This is a genomic window from Vreelandella aquamarina (genome assembly GCF_900110265.1).
GTDB lineage: Bacteria > Pseudomonadota > Gammaproteobacteria > Pseudomonadales > Halomonadaceae > Vreelandella > Vreelandella aquamarina.
Window position 1 is genome coordinate 21,955 of sequence record NZ_FODB01000030.1, and the last position, 21,322, is coordinate 43,276.

A 21,322-nucleotide genomic window follows, 5' to 3' on the forward strand; every position below is an offset into this window, starting at 1 on the left:
ACTCCTTGGATCAGTGTGGCTTAGACCAATGTAGGGGGTGTAGCGGTCGACGTAGAATAACGGCTATTATCAATAAATTTTGAAAATTTGGCACAGGTAACGATATTCATGTGGGATTTCATCATTGTCGGCGGCGGCATACTGGGTTTTTCCACCGCCATGCAGCTGCAACAGGCCTACCCGGACAAACGCTTGCTGGTGTTGGAAAAGGAAGCAGGCCCCGCTCAGCATCAAACCGGCCATAACAGCGGCGTGATTCATGCCGGGGTGTATTACACGCCGGGAAGCCTGAAAGCGAAGTTTTGCCTGGAGGGTAACCGTGCGACCCGCGAGTTCTGTGACCAGCATGGCGTGCGTTACGACATCTGCGGCAAGCTGCTGGTGGCCACCAACCCGCTGGAAAAGCAGCGTATGCAAGCGCTCTGGGAGCGCACGGCGGCCAACGGTCTGGAGCGGGAGTGGCTGGAGGCTGCGGCGCTCAAGGAGCGAGAGCCCAACATTACCGGTGTGGCGGGCATTTTCGTGCCTTCCAGCGGCATCGTGAACTATGCCGAAGTCACCCAGGCGATGGCCGCCGAGTTCACCCGGCTGGGCGGCGAGATTCGCTTCGAGCACTGCGTGACGGGCCTTGACGAGCGGGCCGATGAGGTCGTGGTGACCACCGAGCATGAGACCTTCACCAGCCGCTACCTGGTCTCCTGCTCGGGGTTGATGGCCGACAGGGTGATCCGCATGCTGGGCAAGGACCCCGGCTTCACGATTTGCCCCTTCCGTGGCGAATACTACCTGCTTCCCGAGCGCCACAACCGCATCGTCAACCACCTGATCTACCCGATTCCCGACCCTGCCATGCCTTTTTTGGGTGTTCACCTGACCCGCATGATCGACGGGACGGTCACCGTTGGGCCCAATGCGGTGCTGGCGCTCAAGCGCGAAGGGTATCGCAAGCAGGACATGTCGCTACGCGATATGGGGCAGATGTTCAGCCACCCAGGCATCCTGAAAGTGCTGGGCAAGCATCTCAAGCCTGGGCTGGTGGAGATGAAAAACTCGCTCTACAAGCGCGGCTATCTGGAGCTGGTACGCAAGTACTGCCCGAGCCTGACCCTGGAGGATTTGACCCCTTACCCGGCGGGCGTACGCGCTCAGGCGGTCTCCAACGATGGTCGGCTGGTGGATGACTTCCTGTTCGTAAATACTCCGCGCACGGTCAACGTGGGCAATGCGCCATCGCCTGCGGCGACCTCGGCGCTACCCATTGGTGCGCATATCGTGGAGCAGGTGAAAACGTTGTTGGATTAGTATCTAACGCAACTGCCGTGCTAACGTTTAAATACCGTTCTCGGCGCCGCTGACGGCGGCGAGAAACTGGCTCCTTACCTCCTTTACGTCAACCATAATCAATAAGTCCAAGCAGGACGGAGGCAATTCCAATGAAAAAACTAAAATATGCCGTTGCAGCGACCATGATGGCGGCTGCTCTGCCCGCCAGCGCTCAGCAGCTCTCCATCGCGACCGGCGGTACCGGCGGCGTTTACTACCCGATCGGTGGTGGCTTTGCCGAAATGATCAACAACCATATCGATGGTGCTCAGGCGACCGCCGAAGTGACCGGCGCTTCCGTCGAGAACATGGGGCTGATCATGCGCGGTGATGCCGATCTGGCCTTGGTGCTGGCCGATACCGCTTATCAGGCCTATACCGGTACGGGTGATTTTGAAGGTCGTCAGATCGAGAATACCCGCGCACTGGCCTCGGTCTACCCGAACGCGGTGCAGCTCGTGACGCTGACCGAGTCGGACATTCACAGCATTGCGGATCTGGCTGGCAAACGCGTTTCCGTGGGTGCGCCAGGTAGCGGCACCGAGCTGAACGCGCGTGCTCTGCTGGAAGCCAACGGCGTCAGCTACAGCGACTTCACTCCCCAGCGGCTGAACTTCAACGAAACCGCCGATGCCATCCGTGATGGCGATATCGACGCCGGTTTCTGGAGCGTTGGTCCGCCCACCAGCTCGATTCTCAACCTTGCTGCCACGCGCGATATTCGCCTGATCGGCCTGTCCGATGAAGAGATTGCCAACGCTCAGGAAGTGGAGGCGGTGCTTGCGCCTTATGAACTGGCCGCGGGTATGTACGACGGCATGGACGAGGCGGTACAGACCATCGGTATCCCTAACGTGCTGGTCGTCAACGCCGATATGGATGAAGAGCTGGCCTACCAACTGACCCAACTGCTGTTTGAAAACACCGATGAGCTGATCGCGGTTCACCCGGCCGCCAATGACACCACTGTTGAGTTCACCATGAACTCTACGCCGGTGCCGCTGCATCCGGGCGCGCTTCGCTACTTTGAAGAAGTTGGTGCTGAGATTCCGGACCGTCTGCGTCCGTAATTGATCAAGGAGCACAGCCATGCAGTGGCAACGACGACTGATGGCGCTCTTGTTGATGAGTGGTTTGTACGCCGAAGCGGGGGTTACCCCCGCTTCGGCGGCTGCGTCTATGCGCTTAACGGTCGTGACCGATCAGGGCGAAACGCTAGTGGATGCAGCCGCGCCTGAAGGCAGCCGCTGGTGCATCCAGTGGCAGCACTCTGTTGAGCATTTCACGGTGTTGGATTGTTACCGCAACCTAGACGGCACGATGCAGTTAGAGCGTAGTCATCAACCGGATTTTGCCGCAGGGCTTGGGCATATCTATGGACGCGGCGAGCAGGTGTCCGACGGTGAGGGCGGGTACTGGATCAATACGATTAACGAGCCGGTGGCGAATAATCGCTACGTGCTACGGGTCGGCTCGACGGCCGTCAATCACCGTGTCATGTGGCCGGATGGCGAGCATCCCACCGTGAGCCTGAGTGAGCGAGCGGCTGGCCAACGCGTCACGATAGCCTTGTCATCGCGTTGAGTGTCGTTAGTCAAACACCTCATAAGTGCGCCGATCGATGTCGCTTTTCATAAAAATTAAGTGGGTGTTAGCCCCCTAAGTTAGCTTATGCTTCCGAGGACTTTATGAACGAATCCACGCCACCGCCGACTGTGATGCCGGGCGGTAATGCGATTCAACCCCGCTTCGTTTTATGGTGTATCACCATCGTGGCGGTGGGACTGTCGTTATTCCAACTCTATTCGGCGGGTATCCAGCCGTTGGGCTTGTTTTACCAGCGCAGTATTCACTTGGCGCTGATTATGCTGCTGGCGTTTTTAATGTTCCCCGCCTTTGGGCCCAACCGTAAACGCGGTGTGTTGGGGTGGGGGATTGATCTGATCTTTTTTGCCGGGGCGCTGATCACTGGCGGCTATTTAGTCTTAAACCTGGATGCGATATTCAGCCGCGCCGGGTTCTGGAACGAGACCGATATTTTGGTTGCCTGTATTGCCACGGTCACTGTACTCGAGGCCAGCCGCCGCGCGGTGGGTTTTGGTATGACGGTGATTGGCTTGCTCGCTATCGTTTATGCGTTTGCCGGCCCCCGTGGGGAGCTTCCCTGGCTGGGCGAGTGGATGCCCGGCATCATGGAGCACCGTGGCTATAGCCTTGACCGCGTAGCGGGCCAGCTTTACCTGGGCCAAGAAGGCATCTTCGGCCTGCCGCTGGGAGTTGCCGCTACCTATATCTTCATTTTTGTGCTCTTCGGTGCTTTTTTGGAAAGCACGGGTGCCGGTAAGTTTTTCATCGATATGGCTTACGCTGCCACTGGACGCCAGCGCGGCGGTCCGGCCAAAGCGGCCGTTCTGGCCTCGGCGGGTATGGGGTCGATTTCGGGCAGCGCCATTGCCAACGTGGTCACCACCGGCGCGTTTACCATTCCGCTGATGAAGAAACTGGGCTACCAGCCGAAGCAGGCGGGGGGCATCGAAGCCGCCGCTTCCACCGGCGGGCAAATCATGCCGCCGCTGATGGGCGCAGGCGCCTTCTTGATTGCCGAATATACCAATACGCCTTACTTAGAGATCGTCAAAATCAGCATTCTGCCGGCGATCATGTACTTTGCCACGGTCTATCTGTTCGTCCACATCATTGCCTTGAAACAAGGCATGCAGGGCATGGCCAAGAGCGAGCTGCCCCAAATGCGCCAAGTCATGAAAGATGGCTGGCACTTCCTGCTGCCGCTGGCGGTGTTGGTATGGCTGCTGGCCATGAGCATGTCGCCCATGCGCGTGGGGTATTACGCAGTCATCACCATGGTGGCGGTGGCCGTCTTGCGCTATGCGTTATGGTACTTCTTCGTGGCACCCAAACAGGGGCAGCCGGTCACGGTCGAGCGCACGAAAGCAGTCGTGTGGGCAGGGCTCGTGAAGCTGGTCCAGGGATTAGAGTTGGGCGCGCGCAATGCCGTGGCGGTCTCCATGGCTTGCGCTGTCGCCGGTATCATCGTTGGTGTGGTCGGTTTGACTGGTCTGGGTCTGAAGTTCTCCTCCATGATGCTGGCGTTCTCCGGTGGCAACCTGGTGCTGGCACTGCTGTTGGTGCTGTTGGCGAGCCTAATTTTGGGGATGGGGTTACCGGTCACTGCCAGCTACATCGTTCTGATCGTGCTGGTGGGCCCGGCGCTGACCGCTGAGTTCGGTGTGCCGCTGTTGATCGCTCACTTGGTGGTTTTTTGGTACTCCCAGGACTCTAACGTGACGCCGCCCATCGCCTTGGCAGGCTTTGCTGGGGCGGCGATTGCGGGCAGTAAACCTATGGAGACGGGCTTCCAAGCGTGGAAGTTTGCCAAAGGCCTCTATTTGATTCCGCTGTTTATGGTGTTCAATCCGGAGATCATCATTGGCGGGCCGGTACTCGTGGTGGTATGGAATGCAGTCATCGCGCTACTGGCGCTATGTGCATTCGCGGCCTCGCTAGAAGGCTACCTGTTCACGCGTATGTCTTGGCTGCCTCGTTTGGCCATTGGTGGTGCCATCGTCGGTGTGTTCTATCCAAGCTTGTGGACGGAGGTGGCCGGAGTCACGGTCATGGTCGTAGCCATCGCCGCTAACTGGCAGGCGAGCAAACGGGAGACAACGCCGGTGGCTGGTTGATTTTGCCCAGAAGAAAAGCAGCACCAAAAAAGCCCGGGAACATTCGTTCCCGGGCTTTACGTTTTAGCGTCGGTTCGTATTTAGAAAATTGACTCTGCCGTGCCAGACCCTTGCGAGCCGCTGGCTTCCTCGAGCTCTTGGCTAATGCGCCGAGGCTGGAAATCCGGTAGATGGTCTCTGTGGAACAGCTCGGTCATGCCGCCCGGTTGGTCATCGTGTAAACGACGGCCTGTCTCCTGGTCCACCCGTGCGGTGACGATGGTGTCGGGACGCTGTGGCAGCGCAGAGGGCGTACCTTCCAGCGCATCACCCATGAAGTCGATCCAGATCGGCAGTGCTGCATTCGCGCCGTACTCGGCAATGGTGTCGTTGCTGTCTTTACCGACCCACACCGTTGTCACGAGATTGCTGTTGAAACCGGCAAACCAAGCGTCCCGCTGGCTGTTGGTCGTCCCGGTTTTACCGACGATATCCTCACGATTAAGACTCAGCGCTGCCCGGCCCGTGCCCGATGTGATGACGTCGCGCAGCATGTCACGCAGGATGTACACCGCGGCGGCGTCGGCAACGCGGGGCGCCACTGGGTAGCTTTTGCCATCAATCTCGACGGTCTCCTGGCCTTCGGCACAGTTAACGCAGGCGACTTGGGGAGTGGCTTCATCGATGATCTCGTTGTCATCGTCACGGGTAACGCGCTCAATAAACCAAGGGGCGACTTGGAAGCCACCATTGGCGATCACCGCGTAGGCGTTGGTCATCTCCATCGGCGTAAGGCTGGCGCTGCCTAGTGCCAGTGACAGGCCACGGGGCAGGCGCTCAGGTGCAAAACCGAAGCCTTCTAGGTACTGAATAGTGTGGTCCAACCCCATGGTTTGCAGCACGCGGATAGTGACCAAGTTACGCGAACGCGCGAGCGCCGGGCGCAGGCGCATCGGCCCTTGGAAGTCGCGGCTGGAGTTCACCGGACGCCACAGCGAATCGCTGCCGTCGTCTAGCACCACTGGGGCGTCATTGACCACGCTGGCCGCATTCATCTCGCCATCTTGCAGCGCGGCGAGGTAGATAAACGGCTTGAAGATCGAGCCTGACTGGCGCTGTGCCTGTACAGCGCGGTTGAACTTACTGGCGTTAAAATCAAACCCGCCCTGTAACGCTAGGATGGCGCCAGTGCGTGGGTCCTGGGCTACCAGCGAGCCTTCTGCATCGGGGCGCTGGGAGAGGCGCAGTGTGCCTTCGTCGGTTTCCATTACGCGAATCAGGTCGCCACGCTCAGCAATCTGGCTGGCGCTGCTGGGTTCGGCCCCTCGGCTGCGCGGGCTGAGGTAGGGGCGCGCCCAGCTCAAGCCGCTCCAGGCGATGGTGTGCAGCTCACCGCCGCGGGTGAGTACCTGCATTTCGCGGCCACTGCTTTCGACCACGATGGCTGGACGCAGCAGACCGTAGTTGGGCGTGCGCTCCAGTACTTGAAGCCAGTTGCTCACATCGCCATCTACGCCTTCGACTTCTGTTTGGCTACGTTGCGCTGCCTGACGAGCGGTTTGGCGGATCTCAGGCGACTCAGATAGCTCCTCTTCCAAACCCTGGGTAGTGGTCTGCTCTTGGGCTTCGACCAAGCTGGGGGCAATGTCCTCTTGCTCGGCACCCCGCCAGCCATGGCGTAGGTCGTACTCGATCAGGCCGTTGGCCAGTGCTTGGCGGGCAAACGGCTGCAGCTCGCTATCAATCGTAGTGTAAATACGGTAGCCGCCGGTGTAGGCGTCATCGCCAAAGCGCTCAATGGCATACTGGCGAGCCATCTCTGCCACATAGGCCGCGTCCACTTCGGCTTGGGTGTAATGGCGGCGAGCGGTGACCGGCTCTTGTACGGCATTTTGGTAGATATCGTTATCGATATAACCAAGCTCGCGCATACGGAACAGAATCCAATTACGACGGATCAGCGAGCGCTCAGAGTTCGCCAGTGGGTTAAAGGCAGAAGGCGCTTTGGGTAGCCCAGCAATCATGGCGGTTTCGGCCAGGCTCAGCTCGGCAAGCGGCTTGTCATAGTAAGTCTCGGCGGCGGCAGCAATGCCGTAGGCGCGGTTACCCAGGAAGATTTTGTTGACGTAAAGCTCGAAAATCTCCTCTTTATCGAGGATCTGCTCCATCTGCAGGGCTAGCAGAATCTCGCGGATTTTGCGTGTGAAGGTCTGGTCCAGGGTCAGCATGTAGTTACGCGCGACCTGCATGGTAATGGTCGAGCCGCCCGACTGAATGGTGCCACCGCTCTGTACTAGCTCCACCGCCGCCCGTGCTAGACCGCGAGGGTCGACGCCGGCATGGTCAAAATAGCTGGCATCTTCTGCCGCAATCAGCGCATTAATCATATCCTGGGGGATCTCGTCGAAGTCGATCGCCATGCGGCGCTCTTCGCCGAATTCGCCAATCAGTTTGCCGTCGTTGGTGAAAATACGCAGCGGTGTGTGCAGTTCAAAATCCTGCAGTTGGCGAACGTCGGGCAGTCCCGGCGAGAAGTAGATAGCGGCACCAATCACCGCCAGTATGACCGCGCCTGAGAGCGCAACAACCAGCGAAAATAGTGACAACACAAGAGTTCGTAAAAACGTCATGAACAGTGGGTACCCGTGAAAAGAGGAGTAGCCAGGGCAGTATTAACGCCATGGCGCGCAAGTGGCTGCCATTATAGGAAGGGGAGGCAGCGGCCACCAGTGTTGATATGGCGTGGCGTGTGCCTTAACTAAAAATCATGTAACCTCGAAACTCGCACGATAGGCAGGCGGAGCCGGAGTCAGCATGCGCTTACTAAAACCCAGTAAAGGGTTGATTGGTGTCGATATTACCTCGGCCACCGTCAAGCTACTTGAACTTAAACAGTGCAACGACAACTATCAAGTTGAGAGCTACGCCGTGCGCCCGCTTCGCGAAGGCGCGGTAGTCGAGCGCCGTATTCGTGACATGAACGATGTCGCCAATGTGCTTAGTCGCGCCGTTGAGCATGCCAAACCCTCGACGCGCAAAGCCGCCGTGGCCGTTCCGGCCAGCGCCGCGATTACCAAAACGCTCCAGTTTCCCATTTCGCTTAGCGAAGATGAAATAGAGGAGCGCATCATTGCTGAGTCTGACCGGCATATTCCGTTTCCGTTCAGCGAGGTAGCGTTCGATTTCCATTGCCTAGGCCCCGCGCCCTTTGATGAAGAGCAGCAGCAGGTGATTTTGGTGGTGTGCCGCCAGCAGGGTGTCTCACAACTCACAGAAACCTTAGAGCGCGCAGGTCTTGAGCCTGCGGCGGTGGATGTGGAAACCTTCGCCATGGAGCGCTCGCTGGCCGAGCTGCGTCGTCAGCTCAACGTCGACAGCGATCCCAACGCCTGCGTAGGGCTAGTGGATATTGGTGCGAACATGAACGCCTTCCACGTGGTGCGTGGAGGTCACATCGTCTACAGCCGGGACACGGTGTTTGGCGGTCGCCAGCTCACCGACGCGATTCGCGACCATTACTCTTTGAGTAACGAAGAGGCCGGCTTTGCCAAAAAGTACGGCGGCCTACCGGATGACTATCACGAGAAAGTGCTGAATCCGTTTTTGGAAACCGTGGTACAGCAAGTAGGTCGCTCGCTGCAGCTTTATTACACCGCTGCTCGCCAGCATGAGGTGCAACACATTGTATTAGCGGGAGGTTCAAGCGTTATTCCCGGCCTTGCCGAACGTATTTCAGAAGATAGCGGTATGTCGGTGACGATTGCCAACCCGTTCCAGCGTATGCGTGTGAATAAACGCCTTAATATTGAAGGCCTAACCAATGATGCACCGGCCATGCTCACCGCTGGTGGTTTGGCGATGAGGGTTGGGTTATGAGCATCAAGATCAATTTGCTGCCCTGGCGGGAAGCACGCCGTGAAAAGCGTACACGCCGATTTTATGGGGTAGTCGTGATGATGTTCTTAGCGGGTATTGGTTTAGGGCTGGGTGTCTTGCAAATTTATCAGCAGCAGTTATCAGCTCAGCAGCAGCGCAATGCGTATATCACGAACCACATTGAGCGCTTGAATAACGAAATCGCCGATGTGCAGCGCTATCAAGCAACCGCAGCCCGGTTGGGTGAGCAATTAACGCTGTTTCAAACCCTGCAAGCCGAGCGGATAGGCACTGTACAGTTGTTCAATAATATTGCTGCCAGCGTGGTGGATGGCGTGGTGTATCAGCGCCTTTCCCGCAGTGGTGAACAGGTTAGCTTTTCTGCCATGGCGGGCAGCGAGCGGCAGGTATCGGATCAACTGCGCCAAATCGCCAGCATGCCAGGGTTAGGGGTGCCACAATTCTCTGAGGTAGCCAGTGGCGATGATGGTACCAGCCGAGTGTTCCAGTTTGACGTGGTACAGTCTGTCGTAGAAGAAGCCGCCGCTGAGGAGGAAGCGCCATGATCTGGGGGCGTGAACGCTGGCGGAGTGAGTGGCGGCAGCTGCAAGATGTAGATTGGCAGGGGCTGGATGTAAAAGAGGCGGGAGAGTGGCCTGCGCTATTAAAAGCGCTATGTGGGGTGCTGGCCTTTGTCATTGCCGTTGGCGCATTAAGTTGGTGGCTGGTGGGCGAAAAGCGCGCCGAGCTAGAAGCGGCGCAGCGTCAAGAGATGCGCCTGCTGAGTGAGTACCGCAGTAAAGTCTCTGAGGCGGCATTTTTGCCCGAGGTACGCGACCAACTAATGGTCTTAGAGGAGCAAATGGCCACTATGCGTGCCATGCTGCCCACCAGTGCCGAGATTCCTTCACTGCTGGATAGTATTAGCGATGCGGCGGTGAACAATAACCTAAGTATCGAAACGATTCGTCTTCGGCCCATCGTGCGTAACGCCCATTATGTGGAGCACCCTTTGGATATTCAGGTGCGTGGCGGCTATCACGAGCTGGCGCAATTCGTGGCCGATATTAGCCAGCTTGCGCGTATTGTGACCCAGCACGATTTAACCCTAGCCCCTGCCGGGCAGAGTGGTGACTCGCTGCGCATGTCGCTGCTGGCACGCACCTATAGCTATATAGAAGCAGTGGAAGGGAAGGAGCCCGCCCCATGAAGCGTCTACTTAGCATTGGAGCGGTGGTTCTGTTAGCGGGCTGTGGCGATGCCAACCTGAGCCAGTTAGATACCGTGATGGAAGAGATTCGTCGTACACCGGCAGGGCAGCCACCGGTGATTATACCGACGATTCCTGAGTATCAGCCGGTAGATTACCGTTACCGCGAGGTGCGAAGCCCCTTCTTAGCACCAGAAAGCATTCGTGCCAACGGCACGGTAGCAGTGATGGAGAGTGCACTCGCCCCGGATCAGCAGCGCACCCCCGAGCCGCTAGAGGAGTTTCAGCTGGAGGCGCTGCGTTTAGTTGGCACATTGCGCATGGGCGGGAAGCAGGTGGCGTTGATTAGCGCCCCTGATGGCAGCGTTTATAGTGTGCGTGAAGGCAACTATTTAGGCACTAACTACGGGCATATCACCGCGATTGGCCCGCAAGAAGTACGCATAACCGAACGTATTTTTAATCAGTTGCAGGGTTGGCAGGAGCGTCAGGCATCGCTCACCCTGAATGAGTAGGCTAAGCACATATCGCACGGTGCGCCCTATGTATTTTTACTTGTTATCGGATAACACGCTATGGTCGTCATGCTTCGTCTAATTACGCTGCCATTGTTAGCCCTGATGCCCACCTTTGCCCTGGGTTCAGTGCTAACGGACCTTGATGTGCGTTCAATCAGTGGCGGTGAGGTGGAGCTGGTATTGCAATTTAGCGGCGGCGTTGCCGAGCTTCGCGGCTATCGGCTGAATACTCCGCCGCGTCTAGCGCTAGATCTAGCCGATACCCAAAGCAGCTTGCCTCAGCGGCGTATTAACGTAGACAGCGCAGGTGTGGAGCGTATTACCGCGTTGGAGGGCAATGGCCGTACACGGCTAGTGGTCGACCTGAGCGAGCCGCTGGACTACACCTCTCGCATAGAAGGGGATCAGCTGCGCATCACCCTAAGCCCTGAAAGTATTAGCGCTGCGAATGACAACTCGCCCGCAGGTATGAGTAGCGAGCTGGAAACTGCCCTAGGGCCGCAAGTAACGGATATCGACTTCCAGCGGGGGGCTGATGGGGCAGGGCGTTTGCTGGTCTCTTTTGATCGTGAAGGGGTAGTGACGCAAGTGCGGGAAGGGAGTGAGGGCCGCGTTATTGCTGAGCTTCGCGACGTAGATATTCCTGATTCCTTGAATCAAATTTACGATGTGACCGACTTTGCTACCCCCATTACTCGCATAACCCCCCGCACTGGCCAGCGGGAAACCCTGCTTGAGCTGCAAACGAACGGCCCCTACGCGATGATTTCATCGCAAAGCGGGCGAACACTCACCGTGGAAGTACAGCCGGTGAGCCAAGCCTCTCAGCAGGACCGCGCGCAGCAGGGAGAAAGCTTCACCGGCGACCGTCTGAGCCTCAATTTCCAAGATATTGAGGTGCGAGCCGTGCTGGCGACGCTGGCTGAGTTTACCGGCTTGAACCTAGTCGCCAGTGATAGTGTTACTGGGCGAGTAACGCTCAACCTCAACGATGTGCCCTGGGACCAGGCGCTGGCGCTGATTTTGCAAAGCCAAGGGCTCTCTAGCCGTGAACAGGGCAATGTGATTGTAGTAGCGCCGGCCAGTGAGCTGGCCGAGATTGAGCGTCAAGAGATTGAGGCCCGTAGCCAGCAGCAAATCTTGGCGCCGTTGGTGACTGAGTTCATCGAGATAAAGTACGCACGGGCCGAAGATTTAGCACAGCTGTTGCGTGGTGGTGACGGTTTTGGGCTGCTCACTGAGCGTGGCCGCGTTAGCGTTGACCAGCGTACCAACACACTGCTCATTCAAGACACGGCCGAACAGGTGCGCGATATTATGCGGACGCTGGTCCGGCTGGATGTGGCGGTGCGTCAGGTACAGATCGAAGCGCGCATCGTGATTGCCCGTGATAGCGCTTCCCGAGAGTTGGGGGTGAACTGGGGCGTCTCCAGCACCCGAGGCTTCCTGGAAAACGAAGCCGGGCAGTTCGTGCCGCGCAACATCAATCCTGGCGGCCTCAACCGTGCCCAAGGTGGCCTGGCGGTGGACTTAGGCTCAACGGCAGCGGCTGATACGGGCTTCAGCTTTGGCTATCTCTCAGGGGATATTCTGCTCGACCTTGAGTTGCGCGCCCTTGAAAGCGAAGGCAAAAGCCAGACCATTTCGCAGCCTCGGGTGATTACCGCCAACCAGCGCACCGCAACGATCCGCCAAGGGGAGGAGCGGGCATTCCAGAGTGTCGATGCCCAGGGCAACCCCGATACCGAGTTCAAGGAGGCGGAGCTGTCGCTGGAGGTCACGCCGCAAATTACCCCAGATAACCGCATCATTATGGATTTGGTAATCAAGAACGACAGCTTCCGTGAGAGCGAGTTCGGCGGCGAGCCGCCCATTGATACCAACCAAATCGAGACCCAGGTGCTGGTCGATAATGGCCAGACGGTGGTGTTAGGCGGTATTTTGACCACTGAACAGCTGAGCCAAATAGCGAAAACACCGCTGCTGGGCGATCTTCCTATACTGGGCAGGCTGTTTCGCTATACCGAAGAGAGCAATGAAAAGGTAGAGTTATTAGTCTTTATCACTCCACGATTACTTGATGATGGTTTGGCGGTTCGCTGATGCAGGATTTACCCAATCTTTTCTTAATAGGCCCCATGGGGGCTGGTAAAAGCACGATAGGCCGCTTATTGGCGGGAGAACTATCGCGCCCGTTTTACGATAGCGATCACGCCATACAAGACCGCTGCGGTGCCGATATACCCTGGATTTTTGACGTGGAGGGTGAGCAAGGCTTTCGTCAGCGTGAAATTCAGATGATTGACGAGCTCACCCAGCTCACGGATGTCGTGGTCGCCACCGGCGGTGGCGCGGTGCTGCGAGAAGAGAACCGCCGAGCGCTGCGCGATCGCGGTACAGTGGTGTACTTGATGACCACTGTCGAGCAGCAGCTAAAACGCACCGCCAAAGATCGCAACCGTCCGTTGCTGCAGTGCGCGAATCGCGAACAGGTGCTCAACGATATGTTCGCCGCCCGTGATCCGCTCTATCGTGCTACTTCCGACATTACGGTACGTACGGATCGCCGTAGCCCCCGTGCCGTGGTGAATGAAATTTTACGCCGCGTGCATCGCCTGATTGATCCGTTAGAAACCGCCAGCGCCCCGCATAAAAAGGTATCTCAATGACAGAGCTAGCCCATGACCGTACGTTAACCGTTGAACTGGGTGAGCGCAGCTACCCCATCCATATTGGCGTTGGGCTATTAAATCGCTCCGACAGTTTTGTGCCCTATCTGGCCGGTAGCCAAGTCATGATCGTCACCAATGAAACCGTGGCGCCGCACTACTTAGACACGCTGCGTTCTAGCTTACCCGAGCATTTAGACGTGCGTGCCGTGGTGCTGCCAGATGGCGAGCAGTACAAAACCATCGAACAGGTAGGACGCATTTGGGATGCGCTGCTGGAAGCCGGCTTTAACCGCCGCTGCACACTCATTGCCCTTGGCGGCGGTGTGATTGGCGATATGGTGGGCTATGCCGCTGCTTCCTATCAGCGCGGGGTGGCCTTTATTCAAGTGCCCACCACGCTGCTTTCCCAGGTGGACTCCTCGGTGGGCGGCAAAACCGGTGTTAATCATCCGCTGGGTAAGAACATGATTGGCGCGTTTTGGCAGCCAAAAGCGGTAGTGGTGGATATTGCCACGCTGACCACGCTGCCTGCCCGAGAGCTTTCTGCAGGGCTTGCGGAAGTGGTGAAGTACGGTTTTATTCGCGATGCCGCCTTCCTCGCTTGGCTTGAGCAGAACATGACGGCGCTACGCCACGTTGAGCCAGCTGTGGTGGCAGAGGCCATTGCCAAGAGCTGCCAGATCAAAGCCGATATCGTGGCGGAAGACGAAACCGAGCAGGGCGTTCGTGCGCTGTTGAACCTTGGCCACACGTTTGGCCACGCCATCGAGGCGCATCAAGGTTACGGCAACTGGCTGCACGGCGAAGCCGTAGGAGCCGGCATGGCGATGGCCGCCACGCTCTCCCACCAGTTGGGGTGGATCAGCGCTGATGCCTTAAAGCGCACGAAAGCGGTGATCGAAAGCGCGGGCCTTCCGCTGGTTGCGCCAACGGGCATGTCGTCGGATGACTTCTTGACACGAATGCGGCTGGATAAAAAGAACGTGGACGCGCGTCTGCGTCTGGTGCTACTGAACGACTTGGGCGATGCCTGCGTTAGCGATGCCACGCCTATCGAGACACTGAGACAGCTACTCGATGATTATCCGCGCGGCTAGGGGAATCACCCGTAAGCGCACCCGCTCAAAACCCGCCTCGAAACAGGCGGGTTTTGTTTGTCTAGAAAGCGTCGAAGTGGCTGCTGACTAGTGATATCCGTATGCCTTATGCGCTATCGGCATGGGGTTTTTAGTAAAAATTAGACTAAAGTCTAGTGCTCTGTATTGATCGTTGAAATACCGTTTCTTTGGCCTGCAAGCCGTTGAAGTATAACTATTTTTTTATTGAGCGGTAGTGCAACTACGGGATTTGGCGAGGGTTTTTGACGATTGGCGAGTGTCGAGCGATTGCGCTACGCGGTGGCAAATCGCTATGCTGAGCGACCTTTTTCTCGCAGCAGCGAATGCGGACAACACCCTATTTTGGGCGGGTAACAAGAGCCATAAAAAAAGAAAAGCCCGTGATTATACCATAAAAACGCTGCTTACAAAATACGCTGACTAGAGGCACGCCCATGAATAGAGGTCTTCACCAGCCAGGCGAGTTTCGCGATAACTGCGGCTTTGGCCTTATTGCCCACATGGAAGGGCAGGCCAGCCACGACTTGCTGAAAACGGCTATCGAATCACTGACTTGCATGACCCACCGTGGCGGCATCGCGGCAGATGGTAAAACCGGCGACGGTTGTGGCCTGCTGCTAAAGATGCCCGCACAGTTCATGCGTGCTGCTGCTAAAGAGTCGCTCGATGTAGAGCTGGGCGAGCGCTTCGCAGTGGGGTCGGTGTTTTTACCCAACGACGATGCGCGTGCCGCCAAAGCCAAAGAGACGCTGGTGGCTGAGTTAAGCGCACGCGGTTTGGACGTGCTGGGCTGGCGCGTAGTGCCCACGGACTCGAGTGTCTGCGGCCCCATGGCGCTGGACTGCCTGCCGCGTATCGAGCAGCTGTTCGTTGCCCCCGGCAGCAGCGACAATTTCGATGTCGATCTTTTCATGGGTCGCCGCTACGCCGAGCAGGCGCTGCGCAGCGACGAAGACTTTTACGTGGCATCGCTCTCCAGCGAAGTGGTCTCCTATAAAGGCCTGGTCATGCCGGAAGATTTGCCGGCCTTCTATAAAGACCTGAACGACCCACGCTTGGAAACCGCCATCTGCGTCTTCCATCAGCGCTTCTCGACCAACACCGCACCGCGCTGGCCGTTGGCACAGCCGTTCCGCCTGCTGGCGCACAACGGCGAGATCAACACCATCGAAGCCAACCGCGGCTGGGCGAACTCGCGTAAGGCGAACTTCGTCAACGAGCGTCTGCCTGATATCGCTAAACTAGACGAAATCGTCAACACCACCGGCTCCGACTCCTCCAGTATGGATAACATGCTGGAAGTGCTGCTGACCGGCGGTATGGAACTACACCGCGCCGTGCGCATGATGGTGCCGCCCGCCTGGCAAAACGTCGAGACCATGGGCGCCGAGCTACGCGCGTTCTACGAGTACAACTCCATGCACATGGAGCCGTGGGACGGCCCTGCAGGCGTGGTCATGACCGACGGTCGCCAAGCGGTCTGTATGCTGGACCGTAACGGCCTGCGTCCGGCGCGCTGGGTGATTACCAAGAACGGCTACATCACCCTGGCCTCCGAAATCGGCACCTACGGCTACAAGCCGGAAGACGTGGTGGCAAAAGGCCGCGTCGGCCCCGGCCAGATGCTGGCCGTCGATACCCAAACGGGCGAAGTGCTGCACACTCAGGACATCGACGATCGCCTGAAGTCCGCATACCCCTACAAGCGCTGGCTGAAACAGGAAGCGAACTACCTGGAGTCGGCGCTGACCGAACTGGCGCGCTTCCAAACGATGGACACGGATACGCTGAACGTGCAGCAGAAGATGTTCCAGGTGACCTTTGAAGAGCGTGACCAGGTGCTGCGCCCGCTGGCGGAAAGCGGCCAGGAGGCGGTGGGCTCCATGGGCGACGATACGCCGATGGCGGTACTGTCGAGCCGCCCGCGCCTGCTCACCGACTACTTCCGGCAGAAGTTTGCCCAGGTCACCAACCCGCCGATCGACCCGCTGCGCGAAGCGATCGTGATGTCGTTGGAAACCTGCTGTGGCGCGGAGCTGAACGTCTTCAAGGCCACACCGGAACACGCCCATCGCTTGATTTTGACCACGCCGGTGCTCTCGCCGCGTAAATTCACCGCCCTGGTGAGCCAGGACGATCCGGCCTTTGCTAGCTATATGCTGCCGCTCGGGTACGATCCAGAGCAGACCAGCCTGCAGCAGGCGATTACCGCGCTGTGTCAAGAAGCCGAAGCGCAGGTAAAAGCGGGTAAAGTGATTCTGGTGCTAAGCGATGCGGAGCTGCCCAAAGGCCAACTGCCTATTCAGGCAGCGCTGGCCGTGGGTGCGGTGCACTCCCACCTGGGCCGCCTGGCGCTGCGCCCCAATGCCAACATCGTGGTCGAGACTGGCTACGCCCGCGATGCCCATCAGATGGCGGTACTGTTCGGGGTGGGCGCCACGGCGGTCTACCCGTGGCTGGCGTATCAGGTCATGGCGGATATGCACCGCACCGGAGAATTGACTGGCAACCCGGCAGACGCCCGCGAGAATTATCGTAAAGGCCTGCAGAAGGGACTCTTCAAGATCCTTTCTAAGATGGGCATTTCGACGCTGGCCTCCTACCGTGGCTCCATGCTGTTCGAGGCCGTCGGCCTGGCCGATGAAGTGATGGATACCTGTTTCGTGGGCATGGCGTCGCGTATTCAGGGCACCGGCTTTGCTGAGCTTCAGCTTCAGCAAGAACTGCTGGCCAAGGATGCGTGGATTCCCCGCAAAGGGATCTCTCAAGGCGGCATGCTCAAGTACGTGCACGGCCACGAGTACCACGCCTACAATCCGGATGTGGTCAAGGCGCTGCAGGCGGCGGTGCAAGAGGGCAGCTACACCAAGTGGAAGAAATTTGCGCAGCTGGTGAACGAGCGCCCCGTGGCCACCATTCGTGACCTGCTGAAACTCAAGCCTGCGGCCACGCCGATTCCGCTGGAAGAGGTCGAGCCCATCGAAGCGTTGATTCCACGCTTCGACAGCGCCGGTATGTCGCTGGGTGCGCTGTCGCCCGAAGCGCACGAAGCGCTGGCACAGGCCATGAATGAGGCGGGTGGTCGCTCCAACTCCGGTGAGGGCGGCGAAGACCCGGCGCGTTATGGCACCATTCGCAGCTCGAAGATCAAACAGATCGCCTCAGGTCGTTTCGGTGTTACGCCAGCTTACCTAGTCAATGCCGACGTGCTGCAGATCAAAGTGGCCCAGGGTGCGAAGCCCGGTGAAGGCGGCCAGCTGCCGGGCGGCAAGGTCAATCAGCTGATTGCCCGCTTGCGCTACTCGGTGCCCGGCGTTACGTTGATTTCGCCGCCGCCGCACCACGATATTTACTCCATCGAAGACTTGGCGCAGCTGATCTTTGACCTCAAGCAGGTCAACCCAGGCGCGCAGGTCTCGGTGAAACTCGTCTCCGAGCCAGGGATCGGCACCATTGCCACTGGCGTCGCCAAAGCCTATGCGGACTTGATCACCGTGTCTGGCTACGATGGCGGCACGGCGGCAAGCCCGCTCACCTCCATCAAGCACGCCGGTTCCCCTTGGGAGCTGGGCCTGCCGGAGGTGCATCAAGCGCTGCGCATTAACGGCCTGCGGGACAAAATTCGTCTGCAAACCGATGGTGGTCTGAAGACCGGTCTTGACGTCGTCAAAGCGGCGATTCTGGGTGCTGAAAGCTTCGGTTTCGGCACCGCGCCGATGGTCGCGCTGGGCTGTAAATACCTGCGTATTTGCCACCTGAACAACTGCGCCACCGGTGTAGCGACCCAGGATGACTTCCTGCGCGGCGAGCACTTCCGCGGCACCGTGGATATGGTGAAGAACTACTTCCGCTTTATTGCCGAAGAAGTACGCGAGCTGATGGCCATGCTGGGCGTGCGCAAGCTCACCGACCTGATTGGCCGCACGGACCTGCTGGAAGTGTTGGAAGGCAATACGGCGTCGCAGCGTAAGCTGGACTTAATGCCGCTGCTGGCCAACGACTTCGTGCCTGCAGATGCGCCGCAGTTCTGTGAAGTGAGCCGTAACGTGCCCCACGACCCGGGTGCCAAAAACCAGGAAGTGCTGGCGGCGCTGAAAGAGGCCATTGAGTCTCAGTCTGGCGGCACGTTCGATTTTACCATCACCAACTGCGACCGCAGTGTCGGTGCGCTCACCTCCGGTGCCATTGCCAAGCGTTACGGTGAAGATGGCCTTGAGGCCGCACCGGTCACCGCGCGCTTTACCGGCGTGGCGGGCCAAAGCTTTGGCGTATGGAACGCTCGTGGCCTGAACCTCTACCTGGAAGGCGATGCCAACGACTACGTCGGTAAAGGCATGAACGGTGGCAGCATCGTCATCGTGCCGCCCAAGGTCAGCCAGTTCGAGAGCCATAAAACGGCCATTATCGGCAACACCTGCCTCTATGGGGCGACAGGCGGCACGCTGTTTGCCGCTGGTACCGCAGGCGAGCGTTTTGCGGTGCGTAACTCCGGCGCGACGGCCGTGATCGAAGGCGCGGGCGACCACTGCTGTGAGTACATGACCGGTGGTTTGGTCTGCGTACTGGGTGAGACCGGCGTTAACTTCGGTGCGGGCATGACCGGTGGTTTTGCCTACGTGCTCGATGAAGACCGGACTTTCGTGGACAAGTACAACCACGAGCTGGTTGAGATTCACCGGGTCAACACCGAAGCGATGGAAGCCTACCGTCGCCACCTGCGGGAGATGATCGAGGCCTACGTGGCCGCGACGGGTTCCGCACGCGGTGCGGCGATTCTGGAAGACTTCAGCGACTACGCGCGCCACTTCTGGCTGGTGAAGCCAAAAGCGGCCAGCCTGGGTAGTCTGCTGGATCAGTCTCGGCGTCAGCCGCAATAACCGTCAGCGCCTACGCTTCGAGGAGAGAGATCATGGCCAACCGTTTAAATAACGATTTTCAGTTTGTCGACGTGGGTCGTAAAGACCCACAGAAAAAACCGGCGCACACCCGAGCCAAAGAGTTCGCGGAAATTTACGAGCCGTTCAAGCCCACCGATGCGGTGAGCCAGGCGCACCGCTGCTTGCACTGCGGCAACCCCTACTGTGAGTGGAAGTGCCCGGTACACAACTACATTCCTAACTGGCTGCAGCTGGTGGTGGAAGGCAACATTATTGAAGCCGCCGAGCTGTCCCACAAAACCAACTCGCTGCCGGAAGTGTGTGGCCGCGTGTGCCCGCAAGACCGCCTGTGTGAAGGCGATTGCACCCTGAACGATGGCTTTGGCGCGGTGACGATCGGCTCGGTGGAGAAATACATCACCGATACCGCCTTTGCCATGGGCTGGCGCCCTGATATGTCCAAAGTGGTGTGGACCGATAAGAAAGTCGCGATTGTTGGTGCAGGTCCTGCGGGCTTGGGCTGTGCCGATATTCTGGCGCGCAACGGCGTCAAGCCGGTGGTGTTCGATAAGTACCCCGAAATTGGCGGCCTGCTGACCTTCGGTATCCCTGAATTCAAGCTGGAAAAGAACGTCATGGAACGCCGCCGTGCGGTATTCGAGGAGATGGGCGTCGAGTTCCGTCTGAATACCGAAATCGGCACTGATGTCGAGTTCGAGACGCTGCTGCAGGAGTACGACGCGGTGTTCCTGGGCATGGGTACTTACAAGTACATGCAGGGTGGCTTCCCCGGTGAAGACCTGCCCGGTGTCTACAAAGCGCTGGATTTCCTAATTGCCAACGTCAACCGCCGCTTGGGCTTCGAGAAAGACCCGAACGACTTTATCTCCATGGAAGGCAAGCGCGTGGTGGTGCTGGGCGGTGGTGATACCGCGATGGACTGTAACCGCACCTCGATTCGTCAGCGCGCCGCCAGCGTGACCTGTGCCTACCGCCGCGATGAAGAGAACATGCCGGGCTCGCGCCGTGAAGTGGCTAACGCACGGGAAGAGGGCGTCGAGTTCTTGTTCAACCGCCAGCCGGTAGCGGTAGTGGGCGAAGATAAGGTCGAGGGTGTGAAGGTAGTCCGCACGCGCCTGGGCGAGCCGGATGAGAACGGCCGTCGTCGTCCTGAAGTGGTGCCGGGGTCTGAAGAGATCATTGCGGCCGATGCGGTCGTGGTGGCCTTTGGTTTCCAGGCAAGCCCGGCACCGTGGTTCGATAGCGCCAATATCGATGTCAACGAATGGGACCTAGTCAAAGCGCCTGAGCATGGTCAGTACGCCTTCCAAACTAGCAATGAGAAAATTTTTGCCGGTGGCGATATGGTGCGTGGCTCCGATCTCGTGGTCACCGCTATATATGAAGGGCGTCAGGCGGCCGAGGGCATTCTGGATTACCTAGGCGTGTAAAGTGTGTATGCCATGCCGAACAGCACCAGGGGTAGGTCGTAGCGAGGGTCTTTTGTCATGGATGACAAAAGTAGCGCCCAGGGATGGGTTCACAGCGCCCTCGCGCAGACCTACCTCTGGGGCAACTGTGCATCGGCATCCTTTAGCCCGATCAATTGGCCTCCCACTGTTTATGTACAGCCAGTAGCTAGTTATGTGTAGCCAATAGCTAGAGTGGGAGGCAGCTTTAGCTCGCGACCGAGGCTGGCGCTGTTTCAGCAAAAACCCGCGTGAACCCTCGCCCACTCGGGCGGGGAGGTAAGCGGGGGCCGCACAAGCGGCCCTATTCTGGTGTCTTCTGTCCCTGCACATAAGCCTTGAGCGTCTCGATAGTGGCTCCGCCTGCGCTACAAGCGAAATACGATCTCGACCACAGCACGGCGCTCTTGCTGAGGCGCGGAATATGGGCATTCAAGAACCGCACCCGTCGGGACGACGTGGATTTCAAATTGTTGACCAGCACACTGATCGACAGCCTCGGCGGATATTCCACGAGCAGGTGAACATGGTCTTCTTCACCATCGAACTCAAGGATGCGGCAGTCGAGTTTTTCGCAAG

15 protein-coding genes are annotated in these 21,322 nt (G+C 58.3%); 13 read left to right on the forward strand and 2 right to left on the reverse strand.

The features are described from left to right. The first annotated feature begins 108 nt into the window (after nucleotides 1-108). The 4 genes from lhgO to BMY49_RS09805 all read left to right on the forward strand — a co-directional run bounded on the left by lhgO (nucleotide 109) and on the right by BMY49_RS09805 (nucleotide 5,024). Nucleotides 109-1,302 carry an L-2-hydroxyglutarate oxidase gene (lhgO, locus tag BMY49_RS09790; protein ID WP_062362461.1) on the forward strand — a complete coding sequence of 398 codons (1,194 nt, stop codon included), beginning with the start codon at nucleotides 109-111 and terminating at the stop codon, nucleotides 1,300-1,302. 131 nt (nucleotides 1,303-1,433) lie between these two features. Further along, nucleotides 1,434-2,393: a TAXI family TRAP transporter solute-binding subunit gene (locus BMY49_RS09795; RefSeq protein WP_089675475.1), complete on the forward strand. Its 960-nt coding sequence runs from the start codon at nucleotides 1,434-1,436 to the stop codon at nucleotides 2,391-2,393. A gap of 19 nt (nucleotides 2,394-2,412) precedes the next feature. Continuing rightward, the gene (locus tag BMY49_RS09800) at nucleotides 2,413-2,907 is read left to right on the forward strand and encodes a DUF1850 domain-containing protein (RefSeq protein ID WP_089675476.1); all 495 of its coding nucleotides are present in this window, start codon (nucleotides 2,413-2,415) and stop codon (nucleotides 2,905-2,907) included. A gap of 104 nt (nucleotides 2,908-3,011) precedes the next feature. Further along, nucleotides 3,012-5,024, forward strand: coding sequence for a TRAP transporter permease (locus tag BMY49_RS09805; RefSeq protein WP_089675477.1), 2,013 nt, complete (start codon nucleotides 3,012-3,014; stop codon nucleotides 5,022-5,024). An 80-nt stretch (nucleotides 5,025-5,104) separates the two neighbouring features. Here the strand turns inward: BMY49_RS09805 and BMY49_RS09810 are convergent, their stop codons facing one another. Continuing rightward, entirely contained in the window at nucleotides 5,105-7,633 is a 2,529-nt protein-coding gene (locus BMY49_RS09810) for a penicillin-binding protein 1A (RefSeq protein ID WP_089675478.1), read from the reverse strand. Between the two features lie 184 nt (nucleotides 7,634-7,817). Between BMY49_RS09810 and pilM the strand changes: the two genes are divergently transcribed. The 9 genes from pilM (at nucleotide 7,818) to BMY49_RS09860 (ending at nucleotide 20,725) form a co-directional block, all read left to right on the forward strand. Then, nucleotides 7,818-8,879 carry a type IV pilus assembly protein PilM gene (gene pilM / locus BMY49_RS09815; protein ID WP_089675479.1) on the forward strand — a complete coding sequence of 354 codons (1,062 nt, stop codon included), beginning with the start codon at nucleotides 7,818-7,820 and terminating at the stop codon, nucleotides 8,877-8,879. Further along, nucleotides 8,876-9,445 (forward strand): PilN domain-containing protein, encoded by a 570-nt coding sequence (locus BMY49_RS09820; RefSeq protein ID WP_089675480.1) that lies wholly within the window; start codon nucleotides 8,876-8,878, stop codon nucleotides 9,443-9,445. Before pilM ends, BMY49_RS09820 begins: the two co-directional genes overlap by 4 nt. After that, nucleotides 9,442-10,089, forward strand: a complete 648-nt coding sequence (locus BMY49_RS09825; protein ID WP_089675481.1) for a type IV pilus inner membrane component PilO — start codon at nucleotides 9,442-9,444, stop codon at nucleotides 10,087-10,089. Before BMY49_RS09820 ends, BMY49_RS09825 begins: the two co-directional genes overlap by 4 nt. After that, complete coding sequence (locus BMY49_RS09830; protein WP_089675482.1) at nucleotides 10,086-10,604, forward strand: pilus assembly protein PilP; 519 nt, start codon at nucleotides 10,086-10,088, stop codon at nucleotides 10,602-10,604. Before BMY49_RS09825 ends, BMY49_RS09830 begins: the two co-directional genes overlap by 4 nt. Nucleotides 10,605-10,664: 60 nt before the next feature. Next, nucleotides 10,665-12,710 carry a type IV pilus secretin family protein gene (gene pilQ, locus BMY49_RS09835; RefSeq protein ID WP_089675483.1) on the forward strand — a complete coding sequence of 682 codons (2,046 nt, stop codon included), beginning with the start codon at nucleotides 10,665-10,667 and terminating at the stop codon, nucleotides 12,708-12,710. Continuing rightward, the gene (aroK, locus tag BMY49_RS09840; protein ID WP_062372331.1) at nucleotides 12,710-13,276 is read left to right on the forward strand and encodes a shikimate kinase AroK; all 567 of its coding nucleotides are present in this window, start codon (nucleotides 12,710-12,712) and stop codon (nucleotides 13,274-13,276) included. Before pilQ ends, aroK begins: the two co-directional genes overlap by 1 nt. After that, the gene (gene aroB, locus BMY49_RS09845) at nucleotides 13,273-14,376 is read left to right on the forward strand and encodes a 3-dehydroquinate synthase (protein WP_089675484.1); all 1,104 of its coding nucleotides are present in this window, start codon (nucleotides 13,273-13,275) and stop codon (nucleotides 14,374-14,376) included. Before aroK ends, aroB begins: the two co-directional genes overlap by 4 nt. Before the next feature lie 455 nt (nucleotides 14,377-14,831). Next, nucleotides 14,832-19,274, forward strand: a complete 4,443-nt coding sequence (gene gltB / locus BMY49_RS09855; protein ID WP_089675486.1) for a glutamate synthase large subunit — start codon at nucleotides 14,832-14,834, stop codon at nucleotides 19,272-19,274. 32 nt (nucleotides 19,275-19,306) lie between these two features. Then, on the forward strand, nucleotides 19,307-20,725 hold the full coding sequence (locus tag BMY49_RS09860; protein WP_074210992.1) for an FAD-dependent oxidoreductase: 1,419 nt from the start codon (nucleotides 19,307-19,309) through the stop codon (nucleotides 20,723-20,725). A 322-nt stretch (nucleotides 20,726-21,047) separates the two neighbouring features. Here the strand turns inward: BMY49_RS09860 and tnpA are convergent. Continuing rightward, on the reverse strand, nucleotides 21,048-21,322 hold a 275-nt coding region (gene tnpA / locus BMY49_RS09865; RefSeq protein WP_089675487.1), incomplete at its 5' end, for an IS200/IS605 family transposase.

Excerpts from the sequence above, each read along its gene's own strand:
- BMY49_RS09820 (WP_089675480.1), top strand. The coding sequence starts at position 8,876 with ATGAGCATCAAGATCAATTTGCTGCCCTGGCGGGAAGCACGCCGTGAA.
- pilQ (WP_089675483.1), top strand. The coding sequence starts at position 10,665 with ATGGTCGTCATGCTTCGTCTAATTACGCTGCCATTGTTAGCCCTGATG.
- BMY49_RS09800 (WP_089675476.1), top strand. The coding sequence starts at position 2,413 with ATGCAGTGGCAACGACGACTGATGGCGCTCTTGTTGATGAGTGGTTTG.
- aroB (WP_089675484.1), top strand. The coding sequence starts at position 13,273 with ATGACAGAGCTAGCCCATGACCGTACGTTAACCGTTGAACTGGGTGAG.
- lhgO (WP_062362461.1), top strand. The coding sequence starts at position 109 with ATGTGGGATTTCATCATTGTCGGCGGCGGCATACTGGGTTTTTCCACC.
- pilM (WP_089675479.1), top strand. The coding sequence starts at position 7,818 with ATGCGCTTACTAAAACCCAGTAAAGGGTTGATTGGTGTCGATATTACC.
- BMY49_RS09805 (WP_089675477.1), top strand. The coding sequence starts at position 3,012 with ATGAACGAATCCACGCCACCGCCGACTGTGATGCCGGGCGGTAATGCG.
- aroK (WP_062372331.1), top strand. The coding sequence starts at position 12,710 with ATGCAGGATTTACCCAATCTTTTCTTAATAGGCCCCATGGGGGCTGGT.
- gltB (WP_089675486.1), top strand. The coding sequence starts at position 14,832 with ATGAATAGAGGTCTTCACCAGCCAGGCGAGTTTCGCGATAACTGCGGC.
- BMY49_RS09825 (WP_089675481.1), top strand. The coding sequence starts at position 9,442 with ATGATCTGGGGGCGTGAACGCTGGCGGAGTGAGTGGCGGCAGCTGCAA.
- BMY49_RS09830 (WP_089675482.1), top strand. The coding sequence starts at position 10,086 with ATGAAGCGTCTACTTAGCATTGGAGCGGTGGTTCTGTTAGCGGGCTGT.
- BMY49_RS09810 (WP_089675478.1), bottom strand. The coding sequence starts at position 7,633 with ATGACGTTTTTACGAACTCTTGTGTTGTCACTATTTTCGCTGGTTGTT.
- BMY49_RS09795 (WP_089675475.1), top strand. The coding sequence starts at position 1,434 with ATGAAAAAACTAAAATATGCCGTTGCAGCGACCATGATGGCGGCTGCT.
- BMY49_RS09860 (WP_074210992.1), top strand. The coding sequence starts at position 19,307 with ATGGCCAACCGTTTAAATAACGATTTTCAGTTTGTCGACGTGGGTCGT.